Source organism: Methylobacterium sp. EM32, from assembly GCF_040593685.1.
Taxonomy (GTDB): domain Bacteria; phylum Pseudomonadota; class Alphaproteobacteria; order Rhizobiales; family Beijerinckiaceae; genus Methylobacterium.
The window spans coordinates 1-21,877 of sequence record NZ_JBEXZS010000112.1 but is presented as its reverse complement, the minus strand read 5'-3'; the positions used below and the strand labels follow the sequence as shown (position 1 = coordinate 21,877).

Annotated in this window: 23 protein-coding genes, 2 tRNA genes and 1 pseudogene; 15 read left to right on the top strand and 11 right to left on the bottom strand. The window is 70.4% G+C overall.

From position 1 onward, the window contains the following. Position 1 precedes the first annotated feature (1 nt). A complete protein-coding gene (locus ABZT49_RS15790; RefSeq protein ID WP_355286950.1) occupies positions 2–460 on the top strand; it encodes a type II toxin-antitoxin system RatA family toxin in 459 nt (152 codons plus the stop codon). A 204-nt stretch (positions 461–664) separates the two neighbouring features. Here the strand turns inward: ABZT49_RS15790 and ABZT49_RS15785 are convergent, their stop codons facing one another. Together ABZT49_RS15785 and ABZT49_RS15780 are read right to left on the bottom strand one after the other, a co-directional pair. Next, positions 665–1,195 (bottom strand): hypothetical protein, encoded by a 531-nt coding sequence (locus ABZT49_RS15785; protein ID WP_355286949.1) that lies wholly within the window; start codon positions 1,193–1,195, stop codon positions 665–667. Between the two features lie 43 nt (positions 1,196–1,238). Then, on the bottom strand, positions 1,239–1,391 hold the full coding sequence (locus ABZT49_RS15780) for a hypothetical protein (protein ID WP_355286948.1): 153 nt from the start codon (positions 1,389–1,391) through the stop codon (positions 1,239–1,241). Positions 1,392–1,444: 53 nt separating this feature from the next. On the opposite strand from ABZT49_RS15780, the gene ABZT49_RS15775 reads away from it, so the two are divergent. After that, entirely contained in the window at positions 1,445–1,999 is a 555-nt protein-coding gene (locus tag ABZT49_RS15775; protein WP_355286947.1) for a GNAT family N-acetyltransferase, read from the top strand. A gap of 4 nt (positions 2,000–2,003) precedes the next feature. Here the strand turns inward: ABZT49_RS15775 and ABZT49_RS15770 are convergent, their stop codons facing one another. Beyond that, a complete protein-coding gene (locus ABZT49_RS15770) occupies positions 2,004–3,329 on the bottom strand; it encodes a GDSL-type esterase/lipase family protein (RefSeq protein WP_355286946.1) in 1,326 nt (441 codons plus the stop codon). A gap of 355 nt (positions 3,330–3,684) precedes the next feature. Between ABZT49_RS15770 and ABZT49_RS15765 the strand changes: the two genes are divergently transcribed. After that, on the top strand, positions 3,685–4,161 hold the full coding sequence (locus ABZT49_RS15765; protein WP_355286945.1) for a hypothetical protein: 477 nt from the start codon (positions 3,685–3,687) through the stop codon (positions 4,159–4,161). Positions 4,162–4,245: 84 nt separating this feature from the next. Continuing rightward, positions 4,246–4,977, top strand: a complete 732-nt coding sequence (locus ABZT49_RS15760; RefSeq protein WP_355286944.1) for an alpha/beta fold hydrolase — start codon at positions 4,246–4,248, stop codon at positions 4,975–4,977. Between the two features lie 46 nt (positions 4,978–5,023). On the opposite strand, the gene ABZT49_RS15755 is transcribed toward ABZT49_RS15760, so the two are convergent. Next, on the bottom strand, positions 5,024–5,308 hold the full coding sequence (locus ABZT49_RS15755) for a hypothetical protein (RefSeq protein ID WP_355286943.1): 285 nt from the start codon (positions 5,306–5,308) through the stop codon (positions 5,024–5,026). Positions 5,309–5,393: 85 nt separating this feature from the next. Next, the gene (locus ABZT49_RS15750; RefSeq protein ID WP_355286942.1) at positions 5,394–5,705 is read right to left on the bottom strand and encodes a hypothetical protein; all 312 of its coding nucleotides are present in this window, start codon (positions 5,703–5,705) and stop codon (positions 5,394–5,396) included. Between the two features lie 182 nt (positions 5,706–5,887). On the opposite strand from ABZT49_RS15750, the gene ABZT49_RS15745 reads away from it, so the two are divergent. After that, positions 5,888–6,637, top strand: coding sequence for a gamma-glutamylcyclotransferase (locus ABZT49_RS15745; protein ID WP_355286941.1), 750 nt, complete (start codon positions 5,888–5,890; stop codon positions 6,635–6,637). Here ABZT49_RS15745 and ABZT49_RS15740 read toward each other — a convergent pair. Continuing rightward, entirely contained in the window at positions 6,592–6,912 is a 321-nt protein-coding gene (locus tag ABZT49_RS15740) for a hypothetical protein (protein ID WP_355286940.1), read from the bottom strand. The genes ABZT49_RS15745 and ABZT49_RS15740 overlap by 46 nt on opposite strands. A gap of 124 nt (positions 6,913–7,036) precedes the next feature. Here ABZT49_RS15740 and ABZT49_RS15735 point away from each other — a divergent pair, with 124 nt between their 5' ends. Then, positions 7,037–7,630 carry a pyridoxamine 5'-phosphate oxidase family protein gene (locus tag ABZT49_RS15735; protein ID WP_355286939.1) on the top strand — a complete coding sequence of 198 codons (594 nt, stop codon included), beginning with the start codon at positions 7,037–7,039 and terminating at the stop codon, positions 7,628–7,630. A 258-nt stretch (positions 7,631–7,888) separates the two neighbouring features. Here the strand turns inward: ABZT49_RS15735 and metC are convergent, their stop codons facing one another. After that, on the bottom strand, positions 7,889–9,076 hold the full coding sequence (metC, locus tag ABZT49_RS15730) for a cystathionine beta-lyase (RefSeq protein ID WP_355286938.1): 1,188 nt from the start codon (positions 9,074–9,076) through the stop codon (positions 7,889–7,891). Positions 9,077–9,307: 231 nt separating this feature from the next. On the opposite strand from metC, the gene ABZT49_RS15725 reads away from it, so the two are divergent. The 4 genes from ABZT49_RS15725 (at position 9,308) to ABZT49_RS15710 (ending at position 13,622) form a co-directional block, all read left to right on the top strand. Continuing rightward, positions 9,308–10,330, top strand: coding sequence for an amino acid ABC transporter substrate-binding protein (locus ABZT49_RS15725; RefSeq protein WP_093564929.1), 1,023 nt, complete (start codon positions 9,308–9,310; stop codon positions 10,328–10,330). Between the two features lie 76 nt (positions 10,331–10,406). Beyond that, positions 10,407–11,618, top strand: a complete 1,212-nt coding sequence (locus ABZT49_RS15720) for an amino acid ABC transporter permease (RefSeq protein WP_355286937.1) — start codon at positions 10,407–10,409, stop codon at positions 11,616–11,618. Between the two features lie 7 nt (positions 11,619–11,625). After that, the gene (locus ABZT49_RS15715) at positions 11,626–12,783 is read left to right on the top strand and encodes an amino acid ABC transporter permease (protein ID WP_355286936.1); all 1,158 of its coding nucleotides are present in this window, start codon (positions 11,626–11,628) and stop codon (positions 12,781–12,783) included. Between the two features lie 8 nt (positions 12,784–12,791). Then, entirely contained in the window at positions 12,792–13,622 is an 831-nt protein-coding gene (locus ABZT49_RS15710) for an amino acid ABC transporter ATP-binding protein (RefSeq protein ID WP_407943516.1), read from the top strand. Between the two features lie 269 nt (positions 13,623–13,891). On the opposite strand, the gene sseA is transcribed toward ABZT49_RS15710, so the two are convergent. Then, the gene (gene sseA, locus ABZT49_RS15705) at positions 13,892–14,734 is read right to left on the bottom strand and encodes a 3-mercaptopyruvate sulfurtransferase (RefSeq protein WP_355286935.1); all 843 of its coding nucleotides are present in this window, start codon (positions 14,732–14,734) and stop codon (positions 13,892–13,894) included. A 525-nt stretch (positions 14,735–15,259) separates the two neighbouring features. On the opposite strand from sseA, the gene ABZT49_RS15700 reads away from it, so the two are divergent. Continuing rightward, positions 15,260–15,481 carry a hypothetical protein gene (locus ABZT49_RS15700; RefSeq protein WP_355286934.1) on the top strand — a complete coding sequence of 74 codons (222 nt, stop codon included), beginning with the start codon at positions 15,260–15,262 and terminating at the stop codon, positions 15,479–15,481. A gap of 128 nt (positions 15,482–15,609) precedes the next feature. Here the strand turns inward: ABZT49_RS15700 and ABZT49_RS15695 are convergent, their stop codons facing one another. Next, positions 15,610–15,786, bottom strand: coding sequence for a DUF1328 domain-containing protein (locus ABZT49_RS15695; RefSeq protein ID WP_048431004.1), 177 nt, complete (start codon positions 15,784–15,786; stop codon positions 15,610–15,612). A gap of 212 nt (positions 15,787–15,998) precedes the next feature. Further along, positions 15,999–16,074: transfer RNA gene (locus ABZT49_RS15690), tRNA-Asn, on the bottom strand. A 272-nt stretch (positions 16,075–16,346) separates the two neighbouring features. On the opposite strand from ABZT49_RS15690, the gene ABZT49_RS15685 reads away from it, so the two are divergent. After that, a tRNA-Cys gene (locus ABZT49_RS15685) sits at positions 16,347–16,420 on the top strand. A gap of 283 nt (positions 16,421–16,703) precedes the next feature. Here ABZT49_RS15685 and ABZT49_RS15680 read toward each other — a convergent pair. Then, positions 16,704–17,915, bottom strand: a complete 1,212-nt coding sequence (locus ABZT49_RS15680) for a hypothetical protein (RefSeq protein ID WP_355286933.1) — start codon at positions 17,913–17,915, stop codon at positions 16,704–16,706. A 589-nt stretch (positions 17,916–18,504) separates the two neighbouring features. Here ABZT49_RS15680 and ABZT49_RS15675 point away from each other — a divergent pair. From ABZT49_RS15675 to ABZT49_RS15665, 3 genes and pseudogenes are all read left to right on the top strand, one after another. Continuing rightward, positions 18,505–19,173, top strand: a complete 669-nt coding sequence (locus tag ABZT49_RS15675) for a protein-L-isoaspartate O-methyltransferase (protein WP_355286932.1) — start codon at positions 18,505–18,507, stop codon at positions 19,171–19,173. A gap of 579 nt (positions 19,174–19,752) precedes the next feature. Continuing rightward, entirely contained in the window at positions 19,753–21,108 is a 1,356-nt protein-coding gene (locus ABZT49_RS15670; protein WP_355286998.1) for a TolC family outer membrane protein, read from the top strand. A 194-nt stretch (positions 21,109–21,302) separates the two neighbouring features. Continuing rightward, positions 21,303–21,877: pseudogene (locus ABZT49_RS15665) on the top strand (hypothetical protein); the annotation flags it as partial.

Sequence of the window (21,877 nt, the reverse complement as noted above, 5' to 3'; positions counted from 1 at the left end):
GATGCCGAGCTTCCGCACCACCCGCACCGTCCGCCACAGCCCGACGGAGATGTTCGACCTCGTCGCCGACGTCGAGCGCTATCCCGAGTTCCTGCCGCTCTGCGAGTCGCTGCGGGTGCTGCGCCGGCAGGAGGGCGAGGACGGCACCGAGACGCTCGTCGCCGACATGGGCGTCGGCTACAAGGCGATCTCGGAGCACTTCACCACCCGCGTCCGCCTCGACCGGCCGAACCACAAGATCCTGGCCGAGTACATCGACGGCCCGTTCCGGCATCTGGAGAACCGCTGGACCTTCCGCGAGGCGCCGAACGGCGGCTGCACGGTCGAGTTCTTCATCACCTACGAGTTCAAGAGCCTGGCGCTCGGCCTGCTCATGGGCAAGATGTTCGACCGCGCCTTCCGCAAGTTCACGGACGCGTTTGAGAGCCGGGCGGACCGGTTGTACGCAAGAGCCTCCTGACATCCTCCATCGTCATCCCGGGGTTCGGCGCAGCTGAGAACCCGGGATCGATAACCGCTGAGGATTTACGGCTTGGTAGGCGGCGTTCCGCTATCCTAAAATTGCAGCGGTTGTGCAACTCGAGTTCCGCTGCGCAACCTCAGATGACTTTGTGGTGTAGATCTGTTGCACATGTTCGCTCAGCGCCACTCGCCCTTCATCCGCTTACTGTTTCAATGGAAATGAACAAAAATGCTGATTCTGATATTTTTTCCTATAGGGAGTGTAACCCTCGCCCAATAATTCAATACATTCTGGCAGCCGAGAGGCTGAAATGAATCCGTCGGCACTCGCATAGCCGAGAAATATCCACTTTTCATCGTCAGTTTTATTCCTCTCTTTGTCGGTCAACATACGCGGCCCCGACTTATCAACAACGTCAATCATGACCGCATCACCACCGCCGCCGATGCCAACAAGCCAGTCTTCAGGCGTACGGTACAGGTTGATCGTCCTGGCCGGCCCCCAATTGACCCATAGTTTCGCCGACAGCGTTCCATATGGAGTGTCGATCCGCAGCACGTAGGGCTGAGGCTCGATGAATCCTCCCCACGCCTGAAAACGCGCGATTGCCTCGCCCATTGGAAGCTGAACGACAGACTCATCCCACGGCCAGAGAGACATGCGAGTATACAAGGACAGCGATACCAGAGCTATCGCCGCAGCAAAAATCTGAAGACAGCCAATTTTCTTCATCGCTTACCAGCAGAACCCGCGAGAATCTTGAGCCCGAACCCTTTCAGCCCATTCCAAGATTAATCACGCTCACTACCGCCAGGTAGCTCGCCCGCTTCAGGCGCAAGATGGAGCGCCAGAGCTGCGTGGACCGCTCCAGGCTGGTCACCTGCAGGCTGAGGCCGGCGATGAGACCGGGCTGGCTGGGGAAGCGCATGGCGTGCCAAGCTCCGCGGGTCGATTCGCGATGTCATGAGCTTACGCTGCGACATGAGCGCCGCAAACCTCACCCCCCCGCCCAGCCTCACGACGGCGCGCCTCATCCTGCGGCCGGCGCAGCCCGCCGACGCGGAGGCGTTGTTCTCCGCCTACACGGCCGATCCGGAGGTCGCCCGTTTCATGACGTGGCGCCCGCACCGGAGCGTCGAGGAGACGCGAGATTACCTGCACGCCTGCGCGGACCGGTGGGCGGCCGGGACCGGCTTCACCTACGTGCTGGAGGAACCGGGCCGAGCCGGGCCGGTCGGCGCCATCGACCTGCGCCCGGGCGGGACGAGCGCGGATTTCGGCTACGTGCTGGCCCGCGCCGCCTGGGGGCGCGGCCTGATGCCGGAAGCCCTGCGGGCGCTCGGCGACTGGGTCCTGGCGCAGCCCGGCATCTGGCGTGCCTCCGCCACCTGCGACGGGGAAAACCACGCCTCGGCCCGGGTGATGGAGAAGGCCGGGATGCGGTTCGAGGGCGTCCTGCGCCGTCACACCGTCCATCCCAACCTCCAGCCCGAGCCGCGCGACTGCCGCCTCTACGCCCGGGTGAAGGGCCATTGAGACCTTACCGCCTCGTCAGCACCACCCCGAGATCGATCCCGCTCCCCATTGCCAGATAGCCGGCCCGGTTCGGATGCAGCCGGTCGCCCTTGCCGCCGGTGGTGCTCTCCGGGACCATCTCGGGGCGCAATCCGCCGGTCGTGGGATCGAGGGTCGCGGCGTCGAAATCCACCACGCCGTCGAACACGCCCGAGTCGCGAATGAAGGCGTTGAGGCCGCGGCGCTTCTCGTCCTGCTCGGGATGGCCGTGGGCGGGGCTGGAGCTGCCCTTGGCGGAAGGGAGGGTGGCGCCGATCACCCGCACGCCGGGGATGCGGGCGCGCAGGCGCGCGACGCCCTCCCGCATCCCGGCCTCGACGGCGGGAAGCGAGGCCTCGCCGTTGCGGCTGAAATCGTTGATGCCCTCGAGCCAGATCACGCTGGCGACGCCCGACAGCCCGATCACGTCGCGGTCGAGCCGGGACAGGGAAGAGGGCCCGCCCGGGAAGGGCTTCTGCGGCCCGTATTCCGCCGGGCCGACCACCTGGTTGCCGCCGATGCCGGCATTGATCACCGCAACCCGGTTGCCGAGCGTCGCGTGCAGGCGGCGCGACAGCACGTCGGGCCAGCGGTCGTCGCCGTTCATCGTCGAGGCGGTACCGTCGGTGATCGAATCGCCGAAGGCGACCACGACCGGGGTCGGCGCGCTCGTCGCCATGTCGACGGCATCGACGAAGAACCACGACGCGGTGGAGTACGGGAAGGCGGCCTCGCCCTCTTCAGTGCCCCGCGAACCGGCGCCCGGCGCGGTGGCGTAGGAGGTCTGCAGCGCCTTGGCGTGCCAGGTCATCGGCCCGCTTGATCCCACGACGTGGAGCGAGACCGCGAGCTTGCGCCCGGCGAGCAGCGGCGCCTCCGGATCGGCCGCGAAGGGCAGGGCGACCGGATCGGACCACACCTCGCCGCCGGGCGGGACCGTGACCCGGTCCTGGCCGGCGAAGCGCACCGGACGGTTGGTGCCCGGCACCAGGGCCGCGCCGCCGAGCTGCAGCCCGGCATGGACGCCGTCGAGGGTGAGGGGCTGCGTGCCGAAGGCGTTGGAGACCCGGATGCGGGCCTGGCGGCCCCAGACGTCCGGCCGCAGCACCAGCCGCATGGTCTGGTCGCGGGCGCCCTCGGCCGGGTCGGGGAAGGCGAAGCTCTGATCGGGCTGGGCCGACGGGTTGCCGACCGGGTAGGGCCCTTGGACCGAGCCGGCCCAGGCGGTCGCCCAACGCTGTGCCTGCGGGGTCCGCCCGTCCTGCGCCCGGGCCGGAACGGCCCATAGGGTCCCGAGGCAGATCGCGGCCATCACGGCCGTTGCATGTCTGAGAAAGACCGCAGCCGTGCCGGCTGCTGGATGCCGATGCATATCGTCCTCCCGATCGCGGGCGCCGTCACCGCGCCATTGCCGACAGGAAGAGCAAGGCGACCGGAAAATCATCCACCCCTGCGCGCGGAATGTGCGCTGGAACACGCCCATGGCCACCCACAAGGCCTAAGCCTTCGCCTACCTCGCGAGGTCCCGATGCCGCCGCAAGATCGTTCGGCGATCGGCCGCGGCTTTTCGTCCTGCCGCGACCCTCCTGCCGACCCTTTTGCGACCCGGCCACCTTGATCAATCACGCGAGGCCCCGGAGTCCCACCCTGCCCGAAGGGGGTGCTCGATGACCCATCCGTGGCCCCACCACCACACCGACGGTTCGGTGCACTACACCCATTGCTGGCCCGAAGCCGTGGAGGCCCTGCCGGCCTCCGAAGCGGCGCGGCCCGACTGGCGCCGGCGCCTGCGTGGCGCCGCCGGCATGGTCGGCGCCTCCGGCCTCGCCGCCGGGGCGATCTGGTTCGCGATGCTGTGCGATCCCACGGTCTCCCGCGCCGCCCTACCACCCTCGGCGGATGTCTGCACCAATGCCGGCCACGCCGTGCGGGTCTGGTTCGACGCCGAGACCGCCCGGCGCGCCCGCGTCGCCGAGGCGCCGCACCAGCACGCCTTCAACAGCATGCTGCTGTGGTACCGCTCGGCCGAGGGCAAGTGCGCCGCCGGCCGCACCCAGGAGGCGGTCCGCAGCTTCCAGTCCTTGGAGCGGATGATCGCCGGCTTCGATGCGAACCGGCAGGACCGGGACGAAGCGGACGAGTGATCCGGATGCCGACCTCGAAAGGGCGGCCTTGCGCGCCGCCTCCGTTCGCGCTTCGCTCCCCCGAACGATGACGGGAGGGGCGGGATGCCGGATGGTCTGACCTTCGTGCTGGTGCACGGCGCCTGGCACGGCGGCTGGTGCTGGGTACGCGTCGCGGAGATCCTGCGGGCGCAAGGCCACCGGGTCTTCACCCCGACCTGCACCGGCCTCGGCGAGCGGGCGCACCTCCTCTCGAAACAGATCACCCTCGACACCTTCGTGCGCGACGTCGCCGGCGTGATCGCGGCCGAGGAACTGGGCGACGTCGTGCTGGTCGGGCATTCCTTCGGGGGCCTCGCGATCAGCGGCGTGGCGGAGGCGATGCCGGAGCGGCTGCGCCACCTCGTCTACCTCGATGCGCTGATCGCGGAGCCAGGCCGCTCTCCCTTCGACGGGCTGCCGCCCGAGGTGGTGGCGGCCCGCCGCCACGCGGCCGCGGAATCGAGCGGGGGCCTGAGCCTGCCGCCGCCGCCGGCCGCCGCCTTCGGGGTGCTCGACCCGGCCGATGCGGCCTGGGTGGAGCGGCGCCTGACCCCGCACCCTCTCAGCACCTACGAGAGTCCGCTGCCGATCCGCGGCCCGGTCGGCAACGGCCTGCCGCGCACCTACGTCGATTGCACCGCGCCGTCCTACGCCACCCTCGACGGCGTCAAGGATTGGGTCCGGCGCCAGCCCGGCTGGGGCTGGCGGGACCTGGCCACCGGCCACGACGCCATGGTGAGCGCCCCCGGCCCGCTGGCGGAGCTGCTGGTCGAGCTCGGCAAGAGTCGAGCCTGACGGGCCGTCGAGCCTGACGGGCCGTCGAGCCTGACGGGCCGTCGCTTCAGCCCATCGTCACCAGGGTGCGGCCGGGATCGATCTCGATCAGCCGCAGGCCGAAGCTGCGGCCCTCCTGTGCCTCCCAGTCGGCCAGCACGGCGTTGACCCGATCGGGGCCGTGCTCGGCCAGGGTGCGGGTGCCCACCGGCTCCTCGATGGCGTGCATCACCTCGCCCATCAGCCGGGCGCGGGCCGGCGCCTCGGCGGGCTCGGCGGCGGCGCAGTAGGTCGTGACGATCTGCTCCGACAGCGCCTCGATCACGGCCTGGTTCACGAAGGTCATGCCCATGCTGCGCGCTCTCCCGTTCGACGCGGCCGTGATTCGTCGGCCTTCCGGACCGGGACAACGCGGCCGGGCGCGCGCGGTGCCGCGCTCACCCCGCCTGCTGCTGGCCGACGGCGCGGTGGGCCGCCAGGGTCACCACCTCGGCGGAGGGGGTCTCCCTCGGACCCTGACCCATCATGAAGATCACCGGGTTGCGCGGCATGTAGCCGGGGTTGCGGCGCAGGTTCAGCAGTTGCTGCAATTCCACCGCGGTCAGGTCCTTCGGCGTGGCGTCGCGCCAGACATGGCCCGGCGAGGCGGCGCGGGCGAAGGGCCACCAGGACCGGCGCTCGGTCTCGACCTGCAGGACGAGCTTGCCGGTGACGGTCTTGCGGAAATTGAAGCGACCCGTGATGGCCATGACGCGTCCTCCATTCCCGGACAACCCGATCCCGGATCACCCTCCGGGATCAACCTAGACCTGTGCTGTTAGCACGGCACTAACATGGGGCGGCCACGCTTGGCGGAAAAGGCGATCCGCACCGATCGCCTGCGATCGGCCCAAAGCTGCGCTGCCGCACCCCTCTCCGACTAACGGCCACGATGCTGAAACGCTCCCTCACGCTCGATGCCGCGCTGATCGCCCGGGCCCATCCCCACCCAGTGACCGCCGACGGGCGCGGCCCCGGCTACGGCATGGCGCTGATGGGCGAGGCGGAGGCCGATGCACGCCTCGACGCGGCGCTGGCCGAAAAGCCGGGCGACGCGAACACCCTGTGGCTGTTCGCCTACGGCGCCCTGATGTGGCGGCCGGAATTCCCGTTCTCGGAGAGGCGCGAGGCCCGGGTGCGGGGCTGGCACCGCCGGTTCTGCCTGTGGCAGCCGGGCTTTCGCGGCACGCCGGAGCGGCCCGGGGTGATGCTGGCCCTCGACTGGGGCGGGCAGTGCCGCGGCTTCGCCTACCGGATCGCCGGCGACGACCTGCGGGCCTCCGTGCGGCCGGTCTGGCGGCGGGAGATGCGCGGGCGCGGCTACGCGGCCCGCTGGGTCGCCGCCGAGACCGCGGAGGGCCCGGTGCCTGCGCTCGCCTTCGTGGCCGACCGGAATGGGGCGCGCTACGCCGGGCGGCTCACCGACACGGAGATCGCCGCGCACATCGCCGCGGCCTGCGGCCCCACCGGCCCGAGCGCCGAGTACCTGCTCAACACGGTGGCGGCCTGCGAGGCGACGGGCATCCGCGACCGCCACCTCTTCGCGATGCAGGCGCTGGTGGCCGAGCGACTCGCCGCCTGCGAGGCGCCCGGATCTCAGAACAGCCCGACGCCGACCCCGGGCTCGCGCCGCGGCGGATAGTTGTAGGGGCCGGTCGAGACGCCGTAATAGGGCAGGATCGGCGCGTAGCCGAATCCAAGGAGCCGGCGGGGCGGCGGTTCGACGACGACCACATCCGCCTCGACCGCGACGGCGGGAGGCGGCGGGGGCGGCGGCAGCCAGCCGGCGGAGGGTTCCGCCCCGCCGCGTGCCGCGTAGGCGCCGGGCATGTCGGCCGCCATCGCCGGCACGGCCGTGAGGGCGGCCATCAAGGGCAGCCAAGCCAGCGTCGTACGGAGCGTCATACCGAGCGTCATGGCGCAAAAACCTCGGGCAGGGTGACCTTACGGACAAGCTTCGTCAGACAAGCTTCACCGGGGCATCCCGGTTCCGCGGATCGTGCCCTAGATTGGTGAACGAACCGGAGGGCGCGAGCCCCGCATGACCGAGTTGCCCCCCTTCTACGACGACCTCGCGGGCTGCCTCGCCGAGGCTTGGCGCCGGCTGGAGGAGGGGGCGGCGCATCAGAGCGGCTTCCACGCGCCGGCGCTCGCCACCCTCGGCCGCGACGGCGCCCCGCGCCTGCGCACGGTGGTGCTGCGCGGGGTCGACCGAGCGGCCCGCTCCCTGCGGATCCATTGCGACGCCCGCTCCGCCAAGGCCGCCGAGATCGCCGCCGACCCCCGGGCGGCGCTCCACGCCTACGATCCCAAGGCCAAGATCCAGGTCCGGATCGAGGGCACGGCCCGGCTGCACGGGCAGGACGACGTGGCGCTGGCCGCCTGGGCGGCGTCGCGGCCGATGAGCCGGATCTGCTACGGCACCGCGCCCGGCCCCGGCACGCCCCTGCCCGAGGGCGGCGCCTACGCCCAGCCGCAGGACGACGCCGCGGTGGAGGCGGGTTTTCCGGAGTTTCGCGTGGTGGTGCTCACCGCCGCCCGGCTCGAATTCCTGTACCTCGCCCGGGCGGGGCACCGGCGGGCCCTGTTCACCTGGGACGGGGCGGAGCCGGGGGCGACGTGGCTGGCGCCGTAAAATAATTCTATGTCTGTTCGGAATAAAATTGGGTCGCGGGATCCCCTCTCCCGTGTGGGAGAGGGGTAGGGGTGAGGGTGGCTCGGCTTCAGAATTCAGCACTGTGCGTCGAGCTGCGCAGCTCAGCGGTTCAGGGTCATTGCGGAAACCGAGCCACCCTCACGCGGGATCTTCGATCCCCACGGCCCCTCTCCCACACGGGAGAGGGGAGGCGCGCTCGACCTTGCAATGTCACTCACCTGCTAGTGAATTCTATTTTCAGCTCGCCGCCCGCAACCGCGCGAACCCCGCCTCCAGATCCCGCGTCAGGTCGTCCATGTCCTCCAGCCCGACCTGGAACCGCAGGCCCGGCCCGCCGGGCGCCCACGGATTGGCGGTGCGGTAGGGCGCGCAGTCGAACGGGATCACCAGGCTCTCGAACCCGCCCCAGGAGAACCCCATCCCGAACAGCTCCAGCCCGTCGAGCATCGCCGCCACAGCGGCCTCGGGGCAGGGCTTGAGGATGATCGAGAACAGGCCCGAGGAGCCGAGGAAGTCGCGCGACCAGATCGCGTGGCCGGGATCCTCCGGCAGGGCCGGGTGCAGCACCCGGGCGACCTCCGGCCGGCCCTGGAACCAGCGGGCGAGGGCGAGCGCCTGCTCGCCGTGCTCGCGCAGGCGAAGCGGCAGGGTGCGCATGCCCCGCAAAGCCAGGAAGACGTCCTCCGCCCCGGCGCAGATCGCGAGCTGGTCGAAGGTGCGCCGCAGGGCCGGCCAGTACTGGGCGTTGGCGGAGGTGAGGCCGAGAAGCAGGTCCGAGCCGCCCGACAGGTACTTGGTGCCGGCCTCGATCGCGATGTCGACGCCGCGCTCGTGCGGCGGGAACAGGAGCGGCGTCGCCCAGGTATTGTCCATCAGCACGCAGGCGCCCCGCGCATGCGCCGCCTCGGCAATGGCCGGGATATCCTGCATCTCGAAGCTTTGCGAACCCGGCGCCTCGGTGAGCACGGCTTTGGTGTTCTCCCGCATCAGCTCCGCGATGCCGGCCCCCACCGTCGGGTCATAATAGGTGGTCTCGATCCCGAAGCGCGTCAGGAACCCGTCGCAGAAGATCCGGGTCGGGCGGTAGGCGGAATCGGTCACCAGCAGGTGGTCGCCGGCCTCGAGGCACGAGAGCAGCCCGACTGTGACGGCGGCGAGGCCCGAGGGGGTGAGCACCGTGCCGGCGGCCCCCGCGAGCTCGGTCCAGGCGGCCTCGAGGGAGCGGATCGTCGGCGTGCCCACCGTCCCGTAGGTGTATTCCGACCGCCGGTGCTTGAGCGCGTCGTAGCTCTCGTAGAGCACGGTCGAGCCGCGATAGATCGGGGTATTGACGAAGCCGTGCTGCTGCGACGGGTCGCGGCCGGCATGGACCAGGCGGGTGCGGGTGCCGAGGCGGCTCTTGTCGCGGGGCGGGGTGATGCTCATCGGGACCCTGGTGCGTGATCTGTCGCGCCGGAGCACATCCCGCGCCACCGGTCGCCGTCAAGCCTGGGTTGGGAGAGCCCGGCACCGCCTAGGCTGTTCGTCGCACGGGCCAACCCCTTGACCGAACAATCCGCTTCGCTTGGAATGCCTCTTGCTTAGGCAGCGTTCGTGCTTGGGCAAACGGGTGGCGGCCGAGAGAGCGCCGCAACCGGAACGGGAGACGCAGACCGCATGAAGAGAATCGTTGCGGCCCTGGCCTTCGGGCTCGGTGCCACCCTGCTGGCGGGCGCCGCCCAGGCTCAAGGGACGCTGAACAGCATCAAGCAGAAGGGCTACATCTCCTGCGGCTCGAACCCGGGCCTCGCCGGCTTCGGCGTGCCGGACGCGCAGGGCCGCTGGACCGGGCTCGACGTCGATTTCTGCCGCGCGCTCTCCGCGGCGATCTTCAACGACGTCACCAAGGTCCGCTTCATCCCGCTCTCGGCCAAGGACCGCTTCACGGCGCTCCAGTCGGGCGAGGTCGACATCCTGTCGCGCAACACCACCTGGTCGATGTCGCGCGACACGACTCTCGGGCTCGACTTCCCGGCCGTCAACTTCTACGACGGCCAGGGCTTCATGGTGAAGAAGAAGCTCGGCGTGACCTCGGCCAAGCAGCTCGACGGCGCCTCGGTCTGCACCCAGCAGGGCACGACGACCGAGCTGAACCTGGCCGACTACTTCCGGGCCAACAAGCTGAAATACGAGGTCGTGGCCTTCGCCAGTGCCGACGAGACCTTCAAGGCCTACGATTCCGGCCGCTGCGACGCCTTCACCACCGACGCCTCGGGCCTCTACGCCGAGCGCCTGCGCGCCTCGGCGCCGGACGACAACATCGTCCTGCCGGAGATCATCTCGAAGGAACCGCTCGGACCGGCGGTGCGCCAGGGCGACGCCCAGTGGGCCGACATCGTCCGCTGGACCCACTACGCGATGCTCAACGCCGAGGAGGCCGGCATCACGCAAGGAAATGTCGACCAGATGGTGAAGTCGTCCGACAACCCGGACGTCAAGCGCATCCTCGGCACCGAGGGCAAGTACGGCACCGATCTGGGTCTCACCAACGACTGGGCCTACCGGATCATCAAGCTCGTCGGCAACTACTCCGAGGTGTTCGAGAAGAACGTCGGCCAGGGCTCGCCGCTGAAGATCCAGCGCGGCGTCAACGCCCTGTGGTCGAAGGGCGGCCTGCAATACGGCCCGCCGATCCGCTGACCTCATGACACGCGGCGCCCGGTCCCCCGGGCGCCGGCCCCCGGCCCCCGGTCACCACAGACGCGAGCACACCGCCTTGCCGACGCAGCTTCCGGCCGATGCGCCGTCCGGTCCGCCCCGGGTCTCGCCCCTCTACGATCCCCGCATCCGCGGCGCGGCGTACCAGATCCTGCTGCTGCTCGCGGTCGGCGTGGTGGCCTGGATCGCGATCGGCAACGCCGCCGAGAACCTGCGCAACGCCCGCGTCGCCTCGGGCTTCGGCTTCCTCGGCAACACCGCCGGGTTCGACGTCAACCAGACGGTGATCCCCTTCACGGCGGCGACCTCCACTTACGGCACCGCCTTCCTGGTCGGGCTCACCAACACCCTGATCGTCGCCGCCATCGGCATCGTGCTCGCCACCTTGCTTGGCTTCGCGGTCGGCGTGGCGCGGCTGTCGCCGAACTGGATCGTGCGGACGCTCGCCACCGTCTACGTCGAGGTGTTGCGCAACATCCCGCTGCTGCTGCAATTGCTGTTCTGGTACGTCGCGGTGCTGGCGAGCCTGCCCTCCGCGCGCGATTCCTACGCCCTCGGCACCTCCGTCTTCCTCAACCAGCGCGGCCTGTACCTGCCCAAACCCCTGCTCGCGGCGGATGCCTGGGCCTTGCCCCTCGCCCTCGCGATCGGGATCGCCGGCACGCTGCTGTTCCGGGCCCATGCCAGGCGCGAGCAGGCGCGGACCGGCCGGCGCCTGCCGGTGCTGGCGGTCGGCCTCGCCCTCGTCCTCGGCCTGCCGCTCCTCGCCTACGGGGTGCTGGCGCTGCTCGGTATCGCCCCGGTGGCGCTCGATTTTCCGGTGAAGGGCACCTTCAACCTGCGCGGCGGGATGCAGCTCTATCCGGAATTCGTCGCCCTGGTGCTCGGGCTCACGGTCTACACCGCCGCCTTCATCGCCGAGGTGGTGCGGGCCGGCATCCAGGCGGTCAACCGCGGCCAGACCGAGGCGGCGCGGGCGCTGGGCCTCCAGCCCGGCCCGACCATGCGGCTCGTCGTGATCCCGCAGGCGATGCGGGTGATCGTGCCGCCGCTGACCAGCCAGTTCCTCAACCTCACCAAGAACTCGTCGCTGGCGGTCGCCATCGGCTACCCCGACCTCGTCCAGGTCTTCATGGGCACGGTGCTGAACCAGACCGGCCAAGCGGTCGAGGTGGTGGCGATCACCATGGCGGTCTACCTGACGATCAGCCTCGTCACGGCCTTCGCGATGAACCTCTACAACCGGCGCGTCGCGCTGATCGAGCGGTGATACTCCGATGACTGCCGGCTCCCAGCCCCTGCCGCTCACCTTCGTCCGCCGCGAGGCGGTGCCCGCTTCCCCGCCGCCCTCCCTGGTCGCCGGGCCGCTCGCCTGGCTGCGCCAGAACCTCTTCTCCAGCCCGGCCAACGCCGTGATGACGCTGGCGGCGCTCGCGGTCATCGCGCTCGCGGTGCCGCCGCTGCTGCGCTTCCTCGTCTTCGACGCGGTCTGGACCGGCGAGAACCGCGACGCCTGCCGGGCCGAGGTGATCGGCCGCCCGGTCGGGGCCTGCTGGGCCTTCGTCGGAGCCAAGATCAACTACTTCATCTACGGCTCGTACCCGATCGAGGAGCGCTGGCGGCCCAACGTCTTCTTCGCCCTGATGGCTTTGGGCGTCGGCTGGATGCTGTGGCTCGACGCGCCGAAGCGGGCACTCGGCGCGCTCTACTTCTTCGTCGTGTTCCCGGTCGCTTCCTACCTGCTGCTCACCGGGGTGCCGAGCTTAGGGCTTCCCGCCGTGCCGACGGCGCTCTGGGGCGGCATGCTGGTGACGCTGATCGTGTCGCTCGTCGGCATCGTCGCCTCGCTGCCGCTCGGCATCCTGCTGGCGCTCGGGCGGCGCTCGCGGCTGCCGATCGTGCGGCTGTTCTGCGTCATCTTCATCGAGTTCTGGCGCGGCGTGCCGCTGATCACCGTGCTGTTCATGGCCAACGTGATGCTGCCGCTGTTCCTGCCCGGCGACGTCACGGTCGACCGGCTGGCGCGGCCGCTCGTCGGCATCGCGCTGTTCTCCGCCGCCTACATGGCCGAGACGGTGCGCGGCGGCCTGCAGGCGATTCCCCGGGGCCAGACCGAGGGGGCGATGTCGCTGGGCCTGAGCCCCTGGCACCGGATGCGCCTGATCATCCTGCCCCAGGCGCTGCGCATCGTGATTCCCGGCATCGTCAACAGCTTCATCGCGCTGTTCAAGGATACCAGCCTCGTCTCGATCGTCGGCATCTTCGACTTCATCCGCACGATCGAATCGGCCCGGGTCGATCCCGCCTGGGCGGCGCCGACCGTGGTGATGACCGGCTACGCCTTCGCCGCCCTGTTCTACTTCGTCTTCTGCTTCGGCATGTCGCGCTACGCCCGCTTCGTCGAGCGGCGGCTCGCGGCCGGCCAGACACGGTGAGTTCCCCGATGGCTTCCTCCCCCCTTCCGACGGCCCCTGGTCCCTTGCCCGAGACCGATCCGGACCTCGCGCCCCGCAACACCTCGGCGGCGCGTCTCGCCAGCGCGCCGGTCGCGGTGTCGCTGGAGCGGGTCAACAAGTGGTACGGCGCCTTCCACGTCCTGCGCGACGTCGACCTCAGCGTGCGCAAGGGCGAGCGGATCGTGATCTGCGGTCCCTCGGGCTCCGGCAAGTCGACCCTGATCCGCTGCATCAACCGCCTGGAGGAGCATCAGGCCGGGCGCATCGTCGTCGACGGGATCGAGCTCACCAACGACCTCAAGCGGATCGACGAGATCCGGCGCGAGGTCGGCATGGTCTTTCAGCACTTCAACCTGTTTCCGCACCTGACCGTGCTCGAGAACTGCACGCTGGCGCCGATCTGGGTGAAGAAGATGCCGAAGGCCGAGGCCGAGGCGGTCGCGATGAAATACCTGACCCGGGTGAAGATCCCGAACCAGGCGCACAAGTATCCGGGCCAGCTCTCCGGCGGCCAGCAGCAGCGCGTGGCGATCGCCCGCTCCCTGTGCATGGCGCCCAAGATCATGCTGTTCGACGAGCCGACCTCGGCGCTGGACCCCGAGATGGTCAAGGAGGTGCTCGACACGATGGTGGGGCTGGCCGACGAGGGCATGACCATGCTCTGCGTCACCCATGAGATGGGGTTCGCCCGCCAGGTCGCCGACCGGGTGATCTTCATGGACGAGGGCCAGATCGTCGAATCGAACACCCCCGAGGCGTTCTTCCGCGCGCCCGAGCACGAGCGGACCCGGCTGTTCCTGAGTCAGATCCTGCATTGAGGGTTGATGCGGGAGCCCGGCGCGGGTCGAATCAGCGGCTGCGCCAGCCATTCTCAACGTCATTCCGGGGCTCGCCGAAGGCGAGAACCCGGGATCCATAACCGCTGGCGGTGCAGAACTCAGCGGTATGCGTTCCGCCTCATCCTCGAACGTCGGCGGTTATCGATCCCGGGTTCCGCTTTCGCGGCCCCGGGATGACGTCGGAGGTGTTGAAGCCGTCGGGCGACTGCCATGCCGCAGGGCATCGCACCCAGGCTGGAACGAGGTGGCTACCGCCCCGTCGCGACCGGCAGGTCCTCCCGCGAACCCCATTCCGACCACGAGCCGTCGTAGAGGGCGCGCGGCGGCCGTCCCAGGCTCTCGAGGGCGACGCCGACGATCGCCGCGGTGACGCCGGAGCCGCAGGTGGTGACGACCGGGCGGTCGAGGTCGATGCCGGCCTGCGCCACCGCCGCGCGCAACGACGCCTCGTCCTTGAGCCGGCCGTTCTCCTGCAACGCCGCATAGTGCAGGTTCAGGGCGCCGGGCATGTGGCCGGGGCGCACGCCGGGGCGCGGCTCGGGCTCCTCGCCGGCGAAGCGGGCGGCGGAGCGGGCATCGACCACCTGGGCCTGGCCGGCGAGCGCCCGCTGCACGTCGCCGACATTCGCCACCGCCGAGTGGTCGAGGCGGGCGGTGAAGTGGCGCCGGTCGCGCGGGCGCGCCTCGCCCTCCTCGACCGGGTGACCGCCCGCGACCCAGGCCGGGAAGCCGCCCTCCAGGATCGCGACGTCGCGGGCACCGAACGCCTTCAGGGTCCAGCGCACCCGCGGGGCCGAGAACAGGCCCATCCCGTCATAGACCACGATCGTCATGCCGTCGCCGATGCCCATCTGGCGCATCCGCGAGGCGAAGACCTCCGGCGAGGGCAGCATGTGGGGCAGGGCGCTGCCCTCGTCGCGCACCGCGTCGATGTCGAAGCGGATGGCCCCCGGGATGTGGCCGGCGCGGAACTCGGCCTCGGCGTCCCGGCCCATCGCCGGCAGGTACCAGGAGCCGTCGAGCACGACGATGTCGGGCGCCGCGAGCCGCTCTGCGAGCCAGTCCGCCGTGACGAAGGGGCCGATCGACATGCCTGTCTGTCTCCGAAGAAGGGGCGCCCGAGACGGAATACTCGAGCCTGAAGGGCCTTTGGGCCGGTCGGGAGCATTGTGCCCGAATTCCGGGCGGGGCCGCCACCCGTCCGCGCGCGAAAGCGGCGTTTCGCGGAGCGATCGCCCTCGAGGCCCGCAGGTGATGCCGCAGCCCCTAACCCGGCTCGGACCCGATTCCTGTCGAATGTTAACGAGAGGAGGGCCGGGCCTGCCTAGAACGAGGGCGCCCGTTCCCCCCGCGAGAGGCCCGGCCGATGCCCCGTCGCGTTGTCCACATTCCGACACGCCCTCGTGCCGCTTCTGGCACGGCGCTTGCGAAGTCCTCCTCACTGCACCCGCCGTGTCCACTCTCCCTTGCACGGCCGGGCGTGGTCGACGGGCCAGGCAGTGAGACTCCGAGGGCTGCCTGGCCCGCCCGTCCGCCGCGGGAGACCGAACGGGGCCGCGCCGAGCGCGTGCGATCCCATGCGTGACTCGATGACTGCAGTGACAGGGAGGGTGCGAATGAAGACCACGGCCCGCTTCGAATGGCCGATCCGTCCCGACAGGATCGAGGTCTCCGTGCGCGGCTACCTCGCCGCGGCCATCCTATGCGCCGATCTGCGCGCCGCCCGTGCCGCGGCGTCGCGCCCGCTGCCCTCCGCGACGGTGCACCGGCTGGTGCCGCGCCGGGCGCGGACGCGGCCGGCACCGGCCGACGGGATGCGGCGCGCCGCCGAGGGCTGACGCAGCCGCGCCGGCCTGCACGACGATCCAGCCCATCAAAGACGATCCAGCCAATAAAAAAGGCGGCCCCGCGGGGCCGCCTTGATCCGGGAAGGCGGGCTCATCGCGGCCCGCCCACCGGTCTGACGTCAAATTCTGGGCGAGCGGCCGCGCATCAGGCCGAAGATCGCCGAGACGGCGAACAGCACGATCGCCACGAAGAACACGATCTTGGCCGCCTCCATGGCGGTGCCGGCGATGCCGCCGAAGCCCAGCAGAGCCGCGACGAGGGCGACGACGAGGAAGGTGATAGCCCAGCCGATCATTGGTAACTCCCGTATCGATGGCTGCTGGATTGCTTCGCGGCGCCGTGCAGAGAAGCGTTGCAGCAAGTTGAACGAGAAACCACCGGACTGGGCGACAGGTTCCGTCGATTTTTTCGGATGAAAGCCGGCAGGCGACCGTACGGGCTCTCGCGCCGGCCTGGAGCGCAGGCTCGGGCCGATGCGGCGGCGGTCTCGCGATGGGCGGGAGAAGGTGGCTCCCCGAGCAGGACTCGAACCTGCGACAAGGCGATTAACAGTCGCCTGCTCTACCAACTGAGCTATCGGGGATCGCGGCGGGACCTCTACCCAAGGCGGGCAGGGGGCGCAAGAGGTTTCTGGCCGGATCCCCGGCCAAGCGGGGATCTTCGGCGGGATTTTCGGAAGCCGGCTCATTTCACGGCCCCGATCGCAGTTTTGCCACCGGATCCCTGTTGCGGAGCCGGGCCGGGCTCTGCTAATGACCCCTCGTCCCCGGGTCGTCCGCCCGACGCCGGGGAGACGGCGCTGCCGGTGCTCACGAGCCCGGACCGCCCGATCGCCGGCTGATTGCCGGCCCGGATGGCCTCGTGGCGGAGTGGTTACGCAGAGGACTGCAAATCCTTGCACCCCGGTTCGATTCCGGGCGAGGCCTCCATCTATTCTTCGAGCCGGCTGAAATCCCAGTGAGGATCTCGCCGTGCCCCCAATTTTCAAACTTATCAGGAGCAGGGCGCAGCCGCCCTAGGCGACGCCCGGGCCATGCAGCGGCGTCCGGCACAATTCGCGCCGGCCTCCGGCGCGGTCGCCACGGGACGGGCAGCCCGCGCGCTGCGGCGCCCGGCTGCGATTCCGGGCGCCCGTGGATCCGGCTGCCTCGTGGGGACGGTGTCGGACACGCTTCTCGGGACGGGGAGCGTCGCCTCGTGCGATCGCTGCGCTCAGGGCAGGCCGTTGCGCGCCCAGTGGTCGGCGAGGGAGCCGAGATCGATGGCGACGCCGCGGCGGTCGCGGATGGTCTGGATGTACCGCTTGCCCACGTAGCCCGCCGCCACGAGCCAGATCCGTCCGGCCTGGCTCTCGGCGCCGAGTTGGGCATCGACCTGTTCGAGGAAGTCTGGGTACTGGCAGACCGGCTCGTCCGAGCCTTCGCCCCGCGAGAAGTTCCGGCTGTCGCCCGGCACCACGTAGGCGTGGTCCACGGTCACGCCCCTGGCGCGGAGCAGGTCGGCGAGGCCGGGCTGGCTCGTGATGATCCCGAACGGGCGGCCGGTCGCGATCAGGTCGCGGTAGAACGGCGTGTCGTTCAGGGTGAGGTTCATGCTGTTCGAGGTGAAGCGCTTGCTGGCCGGCCCCGGCATCGCCTCGATATACCGGAAGACGTTCACCGAAGACGCGATCCCACGCGTGCTCAGGAAGCCCTGCTCCTGGTCCAGGCGGACTGCGGGCGGGATGCCGATGAGGTCGTGACCGGCGAACCCGGTCTGGAGGCCGATCGAGAAGCGGAAGAAGCCCTCGGCGTCGATCAGCCGGTCGGTGCCGAACCAGTCGCGCAGGAACTCGATCCGGTGGGCGCGGTAGAGTGCGTCGTAGCGGCCCTCGTCGTAGTCGTTGAACGACAGCCAGGCGCCTTCGCCGTCGCCCAGGCGCGCGAACGAGAACGGCCGGCCCTGCGTCACCGCCTCGAGAACATGGTGGCGAACGGCATCGGCCTCCAGGAAGAGCCCGTCCTCGACGAGGCGGTCGAGGGTGTCGCGGGCGCCCTGCAGCGGGTGCGCCTCGCAATAGTCGATGAACTGGCTGATCCGCGCGAAGAATCGGCGATGGTCCGGGTTGGTCTCGTGCGAGGTCAGCATCAGGCGACGCGCCGCGCCCGTCTGCCCCGCGATCGACAAGGCCCGGACGAGCAGGGAGCGGTACTCGATGTTCGAGGGCTGGATCTGCAAGGCGCGGCGCCCGAACGGGATCGCGCCCGCGAGATTGCCCATCATCGCGCTATTCAGCGCGGCTTGATAATAGGCGATGTCGTTCAGCGGATTCTTGGCGCGGATGCGCTCCAGGATCGTCAGGGCCTCCCGGTGCCGGCCCCCGTCCCTGAGATAGATCGAGATGTCGAGCGCCGGGATCTCGCCGTCGATCTCGATCGCCCGCATGTCCCGGTCCAGGTCCGTGCGCCCGCCTATCCAGCTGCGGTCCCTACTTAGAAGATCGGCAAGATATGATGCGCTTCTCTCCGTCGCCGCAGCAAACGTTCCGCCCATGGCTCCGCTCAACGCCCAGCCCCCGCTATCGACGACATGCTCTACCTAGGGCGTAGCACTTAGTTCGCTCAGGCTATCCTTGCAATCGCCATTCTGCCGGCGCAGTTGCGGTACAATTCTTGCTTGTCGAGAATCGTAGACTTGCCGGCCGAAAATGGTTCGCCGAAGGGGCGCGCGGCGAGGCCCGGGCGGCCCGGAGCGTGCGCGCTGCCCTCAACGGCGAGAAACGAGGCATCCCGCCTCATCCGTGTGCGATTCGGACAGCTGAGGGGGGGGCGAGAGGCAAGGTGAGTCCGGCGGCCGCCGCCTGTCGTGCCTGGCGCAGCCGAGCCCGGCGCGGACCGTCGTTCTCACGAAAGACCGGGCGTTGCTGGCTCCCTGCCCGAATCCTTGCCTTTTGGCCGGCGATCCACCACAACCGCGTCGCCCGGCGGCTTGACCGTCGCGGCTTGGCCGTCGCTCAAGCTCTCCAGAGACGTTCATGCTCGACTACGCGCAAGCGCGCCGCCTCATGGTCGATTGCCAGCTCCGGACGTTCGACGTGACCGACATCGCGCTGCTCGACGCGTTCGACGCCGTCCCGCGCGAGCGGTTCATGCCGGCGGAAAGGGAAGCCTTCGCCTATATCGACCAGCCGCAGGCGGTCGGCACGGAGGAGGGCGAGACCCGCTTCATGCCGGCCCCGATGGTGCTGGCGCGCCTGATCCAGGCGCTGGCCCTCAAGCCCGGCCACCGCGTCCTCGAGGTCGGGACCGGGCTGGGCTACGGGGCGGCCGTCCTGCGCCGCCTCGGCGTCGAGGTGGTCGCCCTCGAATCGCTCCCCGGCCTCGCAGCGGCGGCGCGCGAGCGGCTGGCCCAGTGCGGGGTCGGCGACGGCGTCACCGTCGAGGTCGGCCCGCTCGAGAAGGGCGCGCCCAGCCACGCCCCCTACGACGCGATCCTGATCAACGGCCAGGTCGAGCAGCGCCCGCAAGGATTGCTGGAGCAGCTCACCGATGGCGGTCGCCTCGCCTGCGTCCAGGGCCAGGGCCGCCCGGCCAAGGCGACCCTGTGGGTGCGCTCCGGCGACGCCTTCGGCTCGCGCCCGCTCTTCGACGCCACCCTGCCGCCGCTGCGCGCCTTCGCGGTCGAGGCCGGCTTCGCGTTCTGACGCTCCGGCGCGGGACAGCCCCACGCGGAAGTCACGGATCACCACCGGAAGAGGGTGGTCCTGCGCCGATCGGGTGAGCCGGCCGGCGGCTCCGGGCCGCCGCCCCGGCGCGGTTTTTCCTTGGTGCGGCGCACGGGCCCACCATCCGGGCCGCGCGCCGACCCGACCCGGCGCCCCGATCCGGGGCGTCATCCCCGGCGACCGGGGCCGCGGCCGCGAGACCGGCGGCCCGCGAAAGCATTCGTTCACCAACGACTTGCAGGCTACGCGCGCTCCGCCGGCATCCGGCGCGGGACCGCCCGCGAATCGCCGATCCCGCTGCCCGGATTTCCCTAACGATACCTGTCGCTTTTATGCGGCACCGCCGGTCAAACTCGGTCATCCACAGTGCGGGGACGATGCCCCCGGCACCGCCCTCGGCTAAGGTCATCATCGAGGTGGGCACAGCGATATGACGAACCGGTTCAGTCGCCCGCGGTGCAGGGCCGGTCATTGTGAGCTAGCCGCACAGGGTAGACAGGCGTGACTGACACAGGAACTCAGGCGTTCCGCAGGCTTCGGCTGGGCGGGTTCGCCGCCATGGCGCTCGCCATGGCGGGCCAGGGCGCGGCCGCGGAAACCCTGGATACCGCCCTCGCGCGGGCCTATGCGGGCAACCCGACGCTCAACGCGCAGCGCGCCGGCCAGCGCGCCAACGACGAGAACGTGCCGCGGGCGCTGGCGGGCTACCGCCCGACCGTGAGCGCGCAGGCCAGCGTCGGCGTCGCCAACGTCTCGGGGCGCCTCGGCGCCAACCGGGGGGAGATCGGCGGCGGTGACGCCTCGCAGACCCTGATCCCGGGCTCCGCCGGCGTCTCCGTGACCCAGACGCTGTTCAACGGCTTCCGGACCGACAACCAGACCCGGCAGGCCGAGTCGCAGGTGCTGGGCGGCCGCGAGACCCTGCGCAACACCGAGATGTCGACGCTGTTCTCGGCGGCGCAGGCCTACATGAACGTGCTGGCGGACACCGCCACGCTGGAGCTCAACCGCAACAACGTCGAGGTGCTGGAGGAGCAGCTCCGCCAGACCCGCGACCGCTTCAACGTCGGCGAGGTCACCCGCACCGACGTCGCCCAGGCCGAGGCGCGGCTCGCCGGCGCCCGGGCCCAGGTCAGCCTGGCCGAGGCCAACCTGCGCACCAGCATCGCGACCTACCGGCAGGTGATCGGCGTCGAGCCGCGCCAGCTCGCCCCCGGCCGGCCGATCGACCGCTACGTCCCCTCGACCCTGACGGCGGCGGTCGAGATCGGCCTCTCCGAGCACCCGGCGATCCTCTCCGCCCTCCACTCGGTCGACGCGGCCGAGGCGCAGGTCAAGATCGCCGAATCGGCCCTCTACCCGACGGTCGCGCTGAGCGGCAACGCCGCGCAGGTCTTTGACCAGCAGATCGCCAATACCCGCTACTTCCAGGGCTCGATCGTCGGCCAGCTGACGGTCCCGCTCTACCAGGGCGGCACCGAATACGCGCAGATCCGCCAGGCCAAGGAGCAGGTTGGCCAGACCCGGCTCCAGGCCGAGCTGACCCGCGACCAGGTCCGCGCCGGCATCGTCACCGCCTGGGGCGCCCTCGAGGCGGCCAAGGCCCGCGTCATCGCCTCCCAGGCCCAGGTCCAGGCCAACGAGGTGGCGCTGAACGGCGTGCGCGAGGAGGCCCGGGTCGGCCAGCGCACGACCCTCGACGTGCTGAACGCCCAGCAGGAGCTCCTGACCGCCCGCGTCAGCCTGATCGCGGCCCAGCGCGACCGGGTGGTGGGCTCCTACCAGGTGGTGCAGACCGTCGGCCGCCTCACCACCCGCTTCATCGCCGTCCCGGTGGCGCAGTACAGCGCCAAGCAGCATTACGACCAGGTCAAGGACCTCTGGTACGGCGTGCGCACGCCGGACGGCCGCTGACCCGCGGCGCCGAACCGGCGAGCGTCGTCCCGGACGACGCCGTCCCGGCAGGCGCCGAACTGGAAGGCGACGCGCTGGAGCGCGCCTTCCTGTGAGTTGCGCGGGCCGCCTCGCTTGTGCGGGGCCGGCCCTGTGGAATACTGCGTACCCGAGACCCAAGACCCCCGATCCTCTGCACTCGAGCGTTGAGCCGGATGAGCGCCGCGAGCCCCAAGACGCAGGACAAGACGCAGGAACCCTCGATGGAGGAGATCCTCGCCTCCATCCGCCGCATCATCGCCGACGACCAGAAGCCGGCCGAGCCGCCCGCTCCCGGGTCGCGCCCGGTGGCGGTGCCGAAGCCCGAGCCCGACGAGGACGACGTGCTCGACCTCGCGATGGTGGCCAAGCCCGCGCCGAAACCCGCCCCGAAGCCGGAGCCGGTGGTCGCCAAGGCACCACCTGCACCGCCGCCCGAGCCCGAGCCGAGCTTCGACGACAAGTTCGACCCGATGTCGGAGATCGCGTTCCGCGACGAGCCGATGGATTTCGACGCGATCGAGATCGAGCCGGAGCCCGCCCCGCCGCCGGAGCTCCCGAAGGCCGACGCCCCCCCCCCCCCCCCCCCCCCCCGGCCCCCCCCCCCGGCGCCCGCCCCCCCCCCCCCCCCGCGGGGCCCCCCCCCCCGGCCCCCGCGACGCCTGCCGGTGCTGCGGCCGGGCTTCGCCGGTTGGCCACAGCTCCGTCGATTTTTCCACAAATCTGCCCGGACCCCGGCCAGATGTCCCGC

Coding starts and splice junctions, on each gene's coding strand:
- ABZT49_RS15790 (WP_355286950.1), top strand. CDS start 2: ATGCCGAGCTTCCGCACCACCCGCACCGTCCGCCACAGCCCGACGGAG.
- ABZT49_RS15785 (WP_355286949.1), bottom strand. CDS start 1,195: ATGAAGAAAATTGGCTGTCTTCAGATTTTTGCTGCGGCGATAGCTCTG.
- ABZT49_RS15780 (WP_355286948.1), bottom strand. CDS start 1,391: ATGCGCTTCCCCAGCCAGCCCGGTCTCATCGCCGGCCTCAGCCTGCAG.
- ABZT49_RS15775 (WP_355286947.1), top strand. CDS start 1,445: ATGAGCGCCGCAAACCTCACCCCCCCGCCCAGCCTCACGACGGCGCGC.
- ABZT49_RS15770 (WP_355286946.1), bottom strand. CDS start 3,329: ATGGCCGCGATCTGCCTCGGGACCCTATGGGCCGTTCCGGCCCGGGCG.
- ABZT49_RS15765 (WP_355286945.1), top strand. CDS start 3,685: ATGACCCATCCGTGGCCCCACCACCACACCGACGGTTCGGTGCACTAC.
- ABZT49_RS15760 (WP_355286944.1), top strand. CDS start 4,246: ATGCCGGATGGTCTGACCTTCGTGCTGGTGCACGGCGCCTGGCACGGC.
- ABZT49_RS15755 (WP_355286943.1), bottom strand. CDS start 5,308: ATGGGCATGACCTTCGTGAACCAGGCCGTGATCGAGGCGCTGTCGGAG.
- ABZT49_RS15750 (WP_355286942.1), bottom strand. CDS start 5,705: ATGGCCATCACGGGTCGCTTCAATTTCCGCAAGACCGTCACCGGCAAG.
- ABZT49_RS15745 (WP_355286941.1), top strand. CDS start 5,888: ATGCTGAAACGCTCCCTCACGCTCGATGCCGCGCTGATCGCCCGGGCC.
- ABZT49_RS15740 (WP_355286940.1), bottom strand. CDS start 6,912: ATGACGCTCGGTATGACGCTCCGTACGACGCTGGCTTGGCTGCCCTTG.
- ABZT49_RS15735 (WP_355286939.1), top strand. CDS start 7,037: ATGACCGAGTTGCCCCCCTTCTACGACGACCTCGCGGGCTGCCTCGCC.
- metC (WP_355286938.1), bottom strand. CDS start 9,076: ATGAGCATCACCCCGCCCCGCGACAAGAGCCGCCTCGGCACCCGCACC.
- ABZT49_RS15725 (WP_093564929.1), top strand. CDS start 9,308: ATGAAGAGAATCGTTGCGGCCCTGGCCTTCGGGCTCGGTGCCACCCTG.
- ABZT49_RS15715 (WP_355286936.1), top strand. CDS start 11,626: ATGACTGCCGGCTCCCAGCCCCTGCCGCTCACCTTCGTCCGCCGCGAG.
- ABZT49_RS15710 (WP_407943516.1), top strand. CDS start 12,792: ATGGCTTCCTCCCCCCTTCCGACGGCCCCTGGTCCCTTGCCCGAGACC.
- sseA (WP_355286935.1), bottom strand. CDS start 14,734: ATGTCGATCGGCCCCTTCGTCACGGCGGACTGGCTCGCAGAGCGGCTC.
- ABZT49_RS15700 (WP_355286934.1), top strand. CDS start 15,260: ATGAAGACCACGGCCCGCTTCGAATGGCCGATCCGTCCCGACAGGATC.
- ABZT49_RS15695 (WP_048431004.1), bottom strand. CDS start 15,786: ATGATCGGCTGGGCTATCACCTTCCTCGTCGTCGCCCTCGTCGCGGCT.
- ABZT49_RS15680 (WP_355286933.1), bottom strand. CDS start 17,915: ATGCGGGCGATCGAGATCGACGGCGAGATCCCGGCGCTCGACATCTCG.
- ABZT49_RS15675 (WP_355286932.1), top strand. CDS start 18,505: ATGCTCGACTACGCGCAAGCGCGCCGCCTCATGGTCGATTGCCAGCTC.
- ABZT49_RS15670 (WP_355286998.1), top strand. CDS start 19,753: ATGGCGCTCGCCATGGCGGGCCAGGGCGCGGCCGCGGAAACCCTGGAT.